This is a genomic window from Streptomyces sp. NPDC007095, from assembly GCF_040634475.1.
In the GTDB taxonomy this organism is placed as follows: Bacteria; Actinomycetota; Actinomycetes; order Streptomycetales; family Streptomycetaceae; genus Streptomyces.
In genome coordinates this window covers 1-11,478 of record NZ_JBEYFS010000308.1, presented here as the reverse complement: position 1 = coordinate 11,478, position 11,478 = coordinate 1, and the positions used below count along the sequence as shown (strand labels likewise).

The 11,478-nt window shown below is 68.4% G+C and carries 11 protein-coding genes; 3 read left to right on the top strand and 8 right to left on the bottom strand.

What is annotated here, in order from left to right; all coding sequences use genetic code 11:
* Positions 1-303: 303 nt before the first annotated feature.
* From ABZ656_RS52375 to thyX, 3 genes are all read right to left on the bottom strand, one after another.
* Entirely contained in the window at positions 304-1,989 is a 1,686-nt protein-coding gene (locus ABZ656_RS52375) for a ribonuclease J (protein WP_101401013.1), read from the bottom strand.
* Between the two features lie 137 nt (positions 1,990-2,126).
* Positions 2,127-3,026 (bottom strand): 4-hydroxy-tetrahydrodipicolinate synthase, encoded by a 900-nt coding sequence (gene dapA / locus ABZ656_RS52370; protein ID WP_101401012.1) that lies wholly within the window; start codon positions 3,024-3,026, stop codon positions 2,127-2,129.
* A 210-nt stretch (positions 3,027-3,236) separates the two neighbouring features.
* Positions 3,237-3,977, bottom strand: a complete 741-nt coding sequence (gene thyX / locus ABZ656_RS52365) for an FAD-dependent thymidylate synthase (RefSeq protein ID WP_101403792.1) — start codon at positions 3,975-3,977, stop codon at positions 3,237-3,239.
* 203 nt (positions 3,978-4,180) lie between these two features.
* Here thyX and ABZ656_RS52360 point away from each other — a divergent pair, with 203 nt between their 5' ends.
* Both ABZ656_RS52360 and ABZ656_RS52355 read left to right on the top strand, forming a co-directional pair.
* A complete protein-coding gene (locus ABZ656_RS52360) occupies positions 4,181-4,420 on the top strand; it encodes a hypothetical protein (RefSeq protein WP_054232800.1) in 240 nt (79 codons plus the stop codon).
* Between the two features lie 122 nt (positions 4,421-4,542).
* A complete protein-coding gene (locus ABZ656_RS52355; protein WP_101401011.1) occupies positions 4,543-5,100 on the top strand; it encodes a hypothetical protein in 558 nt (185 codons plus the stop codon).
* A gap of 141 nt (positions 5,101-5,241) precedes the next feature.
* Here ABZ656_RS52355 and ABZ656_RS52350 read toward each other — a convergent pair whose 3' ends face one another.
* The 5 genes from ABZ656_RS52350 to rpsO all read right to left on the bottom strand — a co-directional run bounded on the left by ABZ656_RS52350 (position 5,242) and on the right by rpsO (position 10,776).
* Positions 5,242-5,697 (bottom strand): hypothetical protein, encoded by a 456-nt coding sequence (locus ABZ656_RS52350; RefSeq protein ID WP_101401010.1) that lies wholly within the window; start codon positions 5,695-5,697, stop codon positions 5,242-5,244.
* A 32-nt stretch (positions 5,698-5,729) separates the two neighbouring features.
* A complete protein-coding gene (gene dapB / locus ABZ656_RS52345; RefSeq protein WP_101401009.1) occupies positions 5,730-6,482 on the bottom strand; it encodes a 4-hydroxy-tetrahydrodipicolinate reductase in 753 nt (250 codons plus the stop codon).
* Positions 6,483-6,508: 26 nt separating this feature from the next.
* Positions 6,509-7,888 (bottom strand): pitrilysin family protein, encoded by a 1,380-nt coding sequence (locus tag ABZ656_RS52340; RefSeq protein WP_101401008.1) that lies wholly within the window; start codon positions 7,886-7,888, stop codon positions 6,509-6,511.
* On the bottom strand, positions 7,885-10,101 hold the full coding sequence (locus ABZ656_RS52335) for a polyribonucleotide nucleotidyltransferase (protein WP_101401007.1): 2,217 nt from the start codon (positions 10,099-10,101) through the stop codon (positions 7,885-7,887). The genes ABZ656_RS52340 and ABZ656_RS52335 overlap by 4 nt, the downstream gene beginning before the upstream one ends.
* A gap of 387 nt (positions 10,102-10,488) precedes the next feature.
* A complete protein-coding gene (rpsO, locus tag ABZ656_RS52330; RefSeq protein ID WP_037741887.1) occupies positions 10,489-10,776 on the bottom strand; it encodes a 30S ribosomal protein S15 in 288 nt (95 codons plus the stop codon).
* A 265-nt stretch (positions 10,777-11,041) separates the two neighbouring features.
* Between rpsO and ABZ656_RS52325 the strand changes: the two genes are divergently transcribed.
* Positions 11,042-11,380 carry a DUF397 domain-containing protein gene (locus tag ABZ656_RS52325; RefSeq protein ID WP_180362093.1) on the top strand — a complete coding sequence of 113 codons (339 nt, stop codon included), beginning with the start codon at positions 11,042-11,044 and terminating at the stop codon, positions 11,378-11,380.
* The last annotated feature ends 98 nt before the right edge of the window (positions 11,381-11,478 follow it).

The window sequence follows — 11,478 nt, the reverse complement described above, 5'->3', positions numbered from 1 at the left end:
GGCTTTCCTCCGGGCGCTTCCCTTCGGTCTTGCTGTCTTGCTTTGTTCTTGCGTTTCCGACTCTATCAGACCGTTTCCCGATCCGATTTCCTCGGTGCTTTCCAGGTTCTCGCTCTCGCGTTTCCCTTTCCGGCGGTTCCGACTTTATCAGAGATTCTGAGTCGGAATTTCCGTCCCGCTCGGGCTGGTTCCTGGCACACGGTCGTACCGGGTTCCCGTTCAGGCGGAGCCGTAAACGTACTGGAGCGGGGCGCCCCGATGCAAATCGAGGGGCCCCGCTCCGGAGTTGGCGCGTGCGAGGGGTCAGACCTCGACGACGACCGGCAGGATCATCGGGCGGCGGCGGTAGTTGTCCGAGACCCACTTGCCCAGCGTGCGGCGGATGAGTTGCTGCATCTGATGGGGCTCGACCACGCCGTCCTGGGCCGAGCGCTCCAGGACCTCCGTGACCTTCGGGATGACGTCCCCGAAAGCGGAGTCGTCGATGCCCGAACCACGCGCGTGGACGTGCGGACCGGCGGTGATCTTGCCCGTACTCGAGTCGATCACCACGAAGACCGAGATGATGCCCTCGTCGCCGAGGATCTTGCGGTCCTTGAGCGCCGGCTCACCCACGTCACCGACCGAGAGGCCGTCGACGTACACGTAACCCGCCTGGACCTTGCCGGAGATCTTGGCCTTGCCCTCGATCAGGTCGACGACGATTCCGTCCTCGGCGATCACGATGCGGTCGTGCGGGATGCCGGTGAGGGCGCCGAGCTCGGCGTTGGCGCGCAGGTGGCGCCATTCGCCGTGGACCGGCATCAGGTTCCGCGGCCTGCAGATGTTGTAGAAGTACAGCAGCTCGCCCGCGGAGGCGTGGCCGGAGACGTGCACCTTGGCGTTGCCCTTGTGGACGACGTTGGCGCCCCAGCGGGTGAGGCCGTTGATGACGCGGTAGACCGCGTTCTCGTTGCCCGGGATGAGCGACGAGGCCAGGATCACCGTGTCGCCCTGGACGATCCGGATCTGGTGGTCCCGGTTGGCCATCCTCGACAGGGCCGCCATCGGCTCGCCCTGCGAGCCCGTGCACACGAGGACGATCTCGTGGTCCGGGAGGTCGTCGAGCGTCTTGACGTCCACCACGAGGCCCGGCGGGACCTTCAGATAGCCCAGGTCGCGTGCGATGCCCATGTTGCGGACCATCGAGCGGCCTACGAAGGCGACCCGGCGGCCGTACTCGTGGGCCGCGTCCAGGATCTGCTGGATGCGGTGAACGTGGCTGGCGAAGCTCGCCACGATGATCCGCTTGCGAGCGCTGGCGAAGACCGTGCGCAGCGCGTTCGAGATGTCGCGCTCGGGCGGGACGAAGCCCGGAACCTCGGCGTTCGTGGAGTCGGAGAGGAGAAGGTCGATGCCTTCCTCGCTCAGACGTGCGAACGCGTGCAGGTCGGTGAGGCGGTTGTCCAGCGGGAGCTGGTCCATCTTGAAGTCGCCGGTGTGGACGACCATGCCCGCGGGGGTGCGGATGGCGACCGCGAGGGCGTCCGGGATGGAGTGGTTGACCGCCACGAACTCGCAGTCGAAGGGGCCGATGCGCTCGCGGTGGCCCTCCGCGACTTCGAGGGTGTACGGGCGGATGCGGTGCTCCTGGAGCTTCGCCTCGATCAGGGCGAGGGTCAGCTTCGAGCCGATCAGCGGAATGTCCGGCTTCTCGCGCAGGAGAAACGGGACAGCGCCGATGTGGTCCTCGTGGCCATGTGTGAGGACGATGCCCTCGATGTCGTCGAGGCGGTCCCTGATGGACGTGAAGTCCGGCAGGATCAGGTCGATTCCGGGCTGCTCCTCCTCGGGGAAGAGCACTCCGCAGTCGACGATCAGCAGTCGGCCGTCGTACTCGAAGACCGTCATGTTCCGGCCGATTTCGCCAAGGCCACCGAGCGGGGTGACCCGCAGGCCTCCCTGGGGAAGCTTCGGCGGCGGGCCAAGTTCAGGATGCGGATGACTCAAAAGACTCTCCTCACCACACGCGCCACGTACCTGGCAAGGCACGTGGCGCGCATGACGTTCGTGCAGTAGCAGTTGTCTGTGTGGGGTGCAGGCCCCTGGCCTGCGTTGTCGTGCATATTCAGTTGTGAAGTCTGTATTTAGAGTTCTACCCCGCCGGCAGCAAGATCGATCTTGAGCTGGGTGGTCTCCTCGGGCGACAGCTCGACCATCGGGGCGCGCAGCGGTCCGGCGGGCAGGCCCTGGAGGGCGAGCGCGGCCTTGGTCGTCATGACGCCCTGGGTGCGGAACATGCCGGTGAAGACGGGGAGCAGCTTCTGGTGGATCTCGGTGGCCTTCTGCACGTCTCCTGAGACGTACGCGTCCAGCATGGACCGCAGCTCCGGGGTGACGACGTGGCCGACGACGGAGACGAAGCCGACCGCGCCCACGGAGAGCAGCGGGAGGTTCAGCATGTCGTCGCCGGAGTACCAGGCGAGTCCGGAGCGGGCGATGGCCCAGCTGGCTCGGCCGAGGTCTCCCTTGGCGTCCTTGTTCGCGACGATACGCGGGTGCTCGGCCAGCCGCACGAGGGTTTCGGTGCTGATCGGTACGCCGCTGCGGCCGGGGATGTCGTACAGCATCACGGGCAGCTCGGTCGCGTCGGCGATGGCCGAGAAGTGACGGTACAGGCCCTCCTGTGGGGGCTTGTTGTAGTACGGCGTCACAGTCAGCAGGCCGTGCGCGCCGGCCTCCTCGGCGGCGCGGGCGAGCTCGATGCTGTGGTGGGTGTCGTTCGTGCCGACGCCCGCGACGATGTGGGCGCGGTCGCCGACCGCCTCGAGTACGGCTCGTACGAGATCCGATTTCTCCACGTCACTGGTGGTCGGTGACTCACCGGTGGTGCCGTTGATGATCAGGCCGTCGTTGCCTGCGTCCACCAGGTGGGTGGCGAGCCGCTGTGCGCCGTCGAGGTCGAGTGCGCCGTCCGCCGTGAAGGGCGTGACCATGGCGGTGAGGACCCGCCCGAAGGGGGTCTGCGGAGTGGAGGTCGGAGCCATGGGTAACACGCTACTCGCTGCTCAAGGCGTGGTCTGCCCTCGGGGGACACGACAAAGCGTGACAAATGCGGAGCCCGGCACTGCCTGCTCGGGGGTTCAAGCAGTGCCGGGTCCGTTTGATCAGGCTAGATGAACTTCTCGAAATGCCGCAATACGGACACCTCGCTCGGTTGATCCGTACATCTGTGCCGAACGGCGCGCGGGAGCGCGTTACGGCGCCACGCGCCCGTTGGCATTGAAGGCCGCGTAGGTGAGCGGCATGAGCCTGGCCCACTCCGCCTCCATCTTCTCGCCGACCATCTCGATCTCCCGCTGCGGGAAGGACGGGACCTTGGCGAGCTCGTGCTGGGTGCGCAGACCGAGGAAGTGCATCAGGGAGCGTGCGTTGCAGGTGGCGTACATCGAGGAGAAGAGGCCGACGGGGAGGACGGCGCGGGCCACCTCGCGGGCCACACCGGCGGCCAGCATCTCCTGGTACGCCTCGTACGCCTGTCGGTAGGAGTCCTCCATCACACGGCCCGTGAGCTCCTGCTGCGCCTGCGTGCCCTCGACGAAGACGTACTTGCCGGGGCGGCCCTCCTGGACCAGCTTGCGGGACTCGTCCGGGACGTAGAAGACCGGCTCGAGCTCCCTGTACCTGCCCGACTCCTCGTTGTACGACCAGCCCACGCGGTGCCGCATGAACTCGCGGAAGACGAAGATCGGGGCGCTGATGAAGAAGGTCATCGAGTTGTGCTCGAAGGGGCTGCCGTGCCGGTCCCGCATCAGGTAGTTCAGCAGGCCCTTGGAGCGCTCCGGGTCCTTCTGGAGCTCGTCGAGGGACTGCTCACCGAGGGTCGAGACGCGGGCGGCGAACAGCACGTCCGAGTCGGACGCGGTGTGCTTGACCAGCTCGACGGTGACATCGCTGCGGAAACTGGGCTTGAGGTCGTCGGCGGGGGTGTCGGTCACGGTGCGCAGGGTCCTTCCCATCACATCTCTCGGGCGGCGCCCACTCTACGGGCCGCCACTGACAACGGGGCGTTCGGTGCCGTGCCGCGACATTCGTCGGCGAACTTCAGCGAATTCGGTGATTCCGGGCACCTCTTGGGGCGTTCGCTCGTCTGTATCGGTGACAGCGATTCGTTCGAGCCTCCAGAGGAGAAGCAACCCCCATGTTCCGTCGGCGCGAGCCCGTACCGTTCGCCTTCATCGCAGAAGCCGACCAGTTCCGCAGTAATGTCGCTCCCCCGCCCCGCCGACGCTCGTCGGCCGGCGAGATATTCGGCCGCTGGCTCCTGGGCCTCACCGTGGTCGCCGGGCTGGTGGGCGCGCTGATCGTCGGGATGCCTGCCCTGTCGCTCGACCAGTCGTCCGCGACGACCCAGCATTCCGAAGCCTCCAACGGCCGCTGACCCTCCCCCGCTGCCCACAGAGCGTGGGGGCACCCCCATGGCCCCCCAAGGGTGGTGAGCGGGGACCCCGCTCGATAGCCTCACCGGGCACAGCCCATGCGTGGATTGAGTGAGGATCAGTCGTGCCCCTGCCCTTCCTGACGGCGGACCGTGACTTTGACGAGGTGGCGGACGAACTCGCCCTGCCCTTCGACGACCGCGGCCGCTGGCGGCGCCCCTACCGGCCCGGGCCGTGGCGGGTGGCCCTCGCCGCGCTCGTGCTGCTGCTCGCGTCCTACGTGCTCGTCGCGGCCGTGCTCGTCGCGCTCACGGGAAGTCCCTCCGCCGCCCTGCTCTGCTTCGCCGGCTCCATGCTCGTCATCCTGTGCGCGCTGCGGCTGCTGCGGATGGGCGTCTGGGTGAGTGCGCGGGGGCTGCGCCGCGTGGGCTTCCTGTACACGAGTACGGCGTCCTGGGAGCAGGTCGTCGCCGTACGCACCGTCCAGCAGCCGGTGCGCTGGCTCGGGCTGCCACGCACCGTGCAGGGACAGGCGCTGATCCTCGTACGCAAGGGTCGTGCGGCGGACAGCCTGCCGCCGCTGCTCACCTCGCACAACTCCGACTTCCTGGCGCGCACGGAGGCCTTCGACCGGGCGGCGGACGCCGTCGAGGTGTGGGCCGACGAGTACCGGCGGGATTGAGCCCCAGCTGTCGTCGTAGCAGGGCGTCGTAGTAGGCCGCCGTAACAGGGCGAAGGGGCCGGTCCGCACTCCGCGGGCCGGCCCCTTCGACGTCCTTCTCCGCCGTGCCGCTCGTCGCACTTCTCGTGTGCGCCGTAGCTCTCAGGCTTCGGCGGGGGGCCTGCCCTCGCGCAGGGCGATCGCCCGCTGCATCGCCTTGCGGGCGCGCGGGGTGTCGCGGGCGTCGTGGTAGGCAACCGCGAGGCGGAACCAGCTGCGCCAGTCGTCCGGGGCGTCCTCGGTCTCGGCCTTGCGCCTGGCGAAGACCTCGTCGGCCGAGTCACGGTCGATACGGCCGCCCGGGGTGCGCTTCAACTCGTCCACGGGCAGGCCGCCCTCGGCGTCGAGCTCGGCGGCGAGCCGGTTGGCCTTGCGGACGAACTGGGTGTTCTTCCACAGGAACCAGATGCCGATGACCGGCAGGATCAGCACCGCGACACCGAAGGTGACGGTGATCAGGGTGCCGTTCTGGATGAGCAGCACGCCTCGGCTGCCGACCAGGACGAAATAGACGACCAGGACGGCTGCCGTGACGGCGTAGGTGATCTTCGCACGCATGTCTGCCGGCTATCTGTTGTGCGTCCCTCGGCTCAGCCGAGGTCCAGGAAGTGTTCCAGGCCGAAGGTGAGGCCCGGGGTGGTCACCACGCGGCGGACGCCGAGCAGGATGCCCGGCATGAAGCTGCTGTGGTGGAGGGAGTCGTGGCGGATGGTGAGGGTCTCGCCCTCGCCACCGAGCAGGACCTCCTGGTGGGCGAGGAGCCCGCGCAGGCGGACCGCGTGCACCGGGATGCCGTCGACGTTCGCGCCGCGGGCGCCGTCCAGGGCGGTCGCCGTGGCGTCGGGCTGCGGGGCGCTGCCCGCGCGCTCCCGGGCCGCGGCGATGAGCTGGGCGGTGCGCGTGGCGGTGCCGCTGGGGGCGTCCACCTTGTTCGGGTGGTGCAGCTCGACGACCTCGACGGACTCGAAGTACGGCGCGGCGACCTCGGCGAACTTCATGGTCAGTACGGCCCCGATGGAGAAGTTGGGCGCGATGAGCACGCCCGTCTCCGGGGACGCGGCCAGTGCGGTGTCGAGCTGCGCGAGCCGCTCGTCGGTCCAGCCGGTCGTGCCGACCACGGCGTGGATACCGTGCCGGACGCAGAAGTCGAGGTTGGCCATCACCGAGGCCGGGGTCGTCAGTTCGACCACCACCTGGGTGCCGCTGGCGACCAGCGCCTCCAGCTCGTCGCCGCGGCCCAGCGCGGCCACCAGCTCCAGGTCCTCGGCGGCCTCGACGGCTCGTACCGCCTCGGCCCCGATCCGGCCCTTGGCACCGAGGACCGCCACGCGCAGCTTGCTCATTGCTTCGTTCCTTACCGAGACGGGAATTACGCGACCGCGTCGTGCAGACGGGAGGCCTGCTTGTCCTTGAGCGGGCCGATGACCGACAGCGAGGGCCGCTGTCCCAGGATGTCGCGGGCGACCGAACGGACCTCGTCCGGGGTGACCGACGCTATCCGGACCAGCATGTCGTCGACGGACATCTGATCGCCCCAGCACAGCTCGCTCTTGCCGATACGGTTCATCAGCGCGCCGGTGTCCTCCAGTCCGAGGACTGTGGAGCCCTGGAGCTGGCCGATGGCGCGGCCGATCTCGTCGTCCGAGAGGCCGTGCTCGGCGACGTGGTCGAGTTCGTCGCGGCAGATCTTGAGCACGTCGTGGACCTGGCTCGGCCTGCAGCCCGCGTACACGCCGAAGAGGCCGCAGTCGGCGAAGCCCGAGGTGTACGAGTACACGCTGTAGGCCAGGCCGCGCTTCTCGCGGACCTCCTGGAAGAGGCGGGAGGACATGCCACCGCCCAGGGCGGTGTTCAGGACGCCCAGGGCCCAGCGGCGCTCGTCGGTGCGGGCGAGGCCCGGCATGCCGAGGACGACATGGGCCTGCTCGGTCTTGCGGCCGAGGAGCTCGACGCGGCCCGCGGTGCGGATGGCGCGGCGGCCGTCGCGCGGAGCGATCGGCTCGACGGCGCTCTCCTTGAGGGCGCCGGCCTTCTCGAAGGCGGCGCGGACCTGGCGTACGACCTTGTTGTGGTCGACGTTGCCCGCGCAGGCGACCACAAGGTGCGTCGGGTCGTAGTGCTTCTTGTAGAAGCGGCGGATGCGGTCGGCGCTGAGGGCGTTGACGGTGTCGACCGTGCCGAGGACCGGGCGGCCGAGGGGGGTGTCGCCGAGCATGGTGTGCGCGAACAGGTCGTGCACACAGTCGCCCGGGTCGTCCTCGGTCATCGCGATCTCTTCGAGGATCACGCCGCGCTCGGCGTCCACGTCGCCCTGCTCGATCAGCGAGCCGGTGAGCATGTCGCACACGATGTCGATGGCGAGCGGGAGGTCGGTGTCGAGCACGCGCGCGTAGTAGCACGTGTACTCCTTGGCCGTGAACGCGTTCATCTCGCCGCCGACCGCGTCGATGGCGGAGGAGATGTCCAGGGCGCTGCGCCGGGAGGTGCCCTTGAAGAGCAGGTGCTCCAGGTAGTGCGTGGCGCCGTTCAGCGTCGGTGTCTCGTCCCGGGAGCCGACGTGCGCCCAGATCCCGAAGGTGGCCGAGCGTACGGAGGGGAGGGTCTCGGTGACGATGCGCAGGCCGCCGGGGAGGGTGGTCTTACGGACCGTACCGATGCCGTTCTGGCCCTTGATGAGGGTTTGGGTACGGGCGACGGCCCGCGCCTCCGAAGAGGTGCGGGCCGTCGCCGTGGAGCTACGAGACGTCACTTGTCGGTGTCGTCCTTCTTCTCGTCGTCGCCTTCGCCCTCGATCACGGGGATCAGGGAGAGCTTGCCGCGGGAGTCGATCTCGGCGATCTCGACCTGGACCTTCTGGCCCACACCGAGGACGTCCTCGACGTTCTCCACGCGCTTGCCGCCGGCGAGCTTGCGGATCTGCGAGATGTGCAGCAGACCGTCCTTGCCCGGGAGCAGCGACACGAACGCGCCGAAGGTCGTCGTCTTCACGACGGTGCCCAGGTAGCGCTCGCCGACCTCCGGCATGGTCGGGTTGGCGATGCCGTTGATCGTGGCGCGGGCGGCCTCGGCGGCCGGGCCGTCGGCGGCACCGATGTAGATGGTGCCGTCGTCCTCGATCGTGATCTCGGCGCCGGTGTCCTCCTGGATCTGGTTGATCATCTTGCCCTTGGGGCCGATGACCTCACCGATCTTGTCCACGGGGATCTTGACGGTGATGATCCGCGGGGCGTTCGGGGACATCTCGTCCGGCGTGTCGATCGCTTCCATCATCACGTCGAGGATGTGGAGGCGGGCGTCACGGGCCTGCTTGAGGGCCGCGGCCAGGACGGAGGCCGGGATGCCGTCCAGCTTGGTGTCGAGCTGGAGGGCGGTCACGAACTCCTTGGTGCCGGCGACCTTGAAGTCCATGTCGCCGAAGGCGTCCTCCGCACCGAGGATGTCGGTGAGGGCGACGTAGTGCGTCTGGCCGTCGATCTCCTGGGAGATCAGGCCCATGGCGATACCGGCGACGGGGGCCTTCAGCGGCACACCGGCGTTCAGCAGCGACATGGTGGAGGCGCAGACCGAGCCCATGGACGTCGAGCCGTTGGAGCCGAGGGCCTCGGACACCTGACGGATCGCGTAGGGGAACTCCTCGCGGGTCGGCAGGACCGGCACGATCGCGCGCTCGGCGAGCGCGCCGTGGCCGATCTCGCGGCGCTTCGGGGAGCCCACGCGGCCCGTCTCACCGACGGAGTACGGCGGGAAGTTGTAGTTGTGCATGTAGCGCTTGCGGGTCACCGGGGAGAGGGTGTCCAGCTGCTGCTCCATGCGGAGCATGTTGAGGGTGGTGACGCCCAGGATCTGGGTCTCGCCACGCTCGAACAGCGCCGAGCCGTGCACGCGCGGGATGGCCTCGACCTCGGCGGCGAGCGTACGGATGTCCGTGACGCCACGGCCGTCGATACGGACCTTGTCCTTGATGACGCGCTCGCGGACCAGCTTCTTGGTCAGCGCGCGGTACGCGGCGGAGATCTCCTTCTCGCGACCCTCGAACTGCGGGAGCAGCTTCTCGGCGGCGATCTCCTTGACGCGGTCCAGCTCGGCCTCGCGGTCCTGCTTGCCGGCGATGGTGAGCGCCTGGGCGAGCTCGCTCTTGACCGCGACGGTCAGGGCCTCGAGGACGTCGTCCTCGTAGTCGAGGAAGATCGGGAACTCGGCGGTCGGCTTGGCGGCCTTCGCGGCGAGGTCCGACTGCGCCTTGCACAGGACCTTGATGAAGGGCTTCGCGGCGTCGAGGCCGGAGGCCACGACCTCCTCGGTCGGCGCCTCGGCGCCACCCTTGACCAGCTGGATGGTCTTGTCGGTGGCCTCGGCCTCGACCATCATGATCGCGACGTCGCCGTCCTCCAGGACGCGACCGGCGACGACCATGTCGAAGACGGCGTCCTCGAGCTCGGTGTGCGTCGGGAACGCGACCCACTGGCCGTTGATCAGCGCGACGCGGACGCCGCCGACCGGGCCGGAGAAGGGCAGACCGGCCAGCTGCGTGGACGCGGAGGCGGCGTTGATCGCCACGACGTCGTACAGGTGGTCGGGGTTGAGGGCCATGATCGTGGCGACGACCTGGATCTCGTTGCGCAGGCCCTTCTTGAAGGACGGGCGCAGCGGGCGGTCGATCAGACGACAGGTGAGGACGGCGTCCTCGGAGGGACGGCCCTCCCGGCGGAAGAAGCTGCCGGGGATCTTGCCGGCGGCGTACATCCGCTCCTCGACGTCCACCGTGAGGGGGAAGAAGTCGAGATTGTCCTTGGGCTTCTTGGAAGCGCTGGTGGCCGACAGCACCATGGTGTCGTCGTCCAGGTACGCCACGGCGGAGCCGGCGGCCTGCTTGGCCAGGCGGCCCGTCTCGAAGCGGATGGTGCGGGTGCCGAAGGAACCGTTGTCGATAACGGCCTCGGCGTAGTGGGTCTCGTTCTCCACTAGCGTTTTCTCCTCGTCTTCGTCCCGTCCTGCCCGTGTGGCAGGGGGACGGTGGCGGAGAGGCGCTCCGTCTGGTGCGGGCCGGTCTTCGATCGAAGCACCCGGGATCTCATTCCCCGGGGGCCACTACCGAGGACCGGCGGCGGTGCGGTGCGCGTCTCCTCGTTCGTTGACGTGACGGTCCCTACCCGGCGGGTACGGAGTCATCACGCTGTGTCGTACGTGCTGTGTCCTGCGTATTGCGTTGTGCTACCACACTACAAAGCGTCGGTGACACTCCGCACGTACAGAGACGTACGGCAGTGCTTGCGGCAATGCTCACGGCAGCGGCACGTACAGCAAAAGGAGCGGCTCCCAAGAGGTGGGAACCGCTCCCTTCACGGCGTCTTACTTGGCGCCCGCCGCACCGCGGCGGATGCCCAGGCGGTCGACCAGCGCACGGAAGCGCTGGATGTCCTTCTTGGCCAGGTACTGCAGCAGCCGGCGGCGCTGACCGACCAGGATCAGCAGACCACGACGGGAGTGGTGGTCGTGCTTGTGGGTCTTGAGGTGCTCGGTCAGGTCCGAGATGCGGCGCGAGAGCATGGCGACCTGGACCTCGGGGGAGCCGGTGTCGCCCTCCTTCTGACCGAACTCGCTGATGATCTGCTTCTTCGTAGCGGCGTCGAGCGACACGCGTACTCCTCGTAGTCTCTGAGTAGCCACCGAGTGCCCCTGGTCCACATCTCAGGGGAGCTTCCGTTACTCGGGAGGCGGGGATCCGCTGGGCGCGGCCTCCAGAGCGATGGGCTCCGGGGGTGCGTACACAAACGGCCGTCACACAGCGTACCAGCCTGGCCGGATGCATCTGTCCGGGTCCCCGAACCTGCCTGGTGACGCGGACGTGGCCACTAGGGTGACCGCACAGGTCATTCGTACGTGGGGAAGGGGCCGCTTGAACATGGCCGAGGCAGCGGACGCAGCGGGCGTAGCGGACAAGGACATCGCGGCGGAGACGGACGCCGACGTCAAGGCGCGCAAGGAGCGGGAGAAGGACGAGCTCTACGCCCTGGACATCTCCGACGTCGAATGGCACAGCGCGCCGGGCACGGAGGAACACGAGGAGCGGGTCGAGATCGCGTACCTGCCCGAGGGCGCGGTGGCCATGCGTTCGTCCCTCGACCCTGACACGGTCCTGCGGTACACGGAGGCGGAGTGGCGGGCCTTTGTGCTGGGGGCGCGGGACGGGGAGTTCGATCTGGAGCCGGCGCCGCACAACGGGGGGCTCGCGGCGCAGTAGGCGAGCGCCGAGGGACGAAGACGGGGAGGGACCTCGGCAAATGGGGTGGCACTACCAACACAGACGCGGAATAAATGCAACGGCGCCCGGCACGTGGG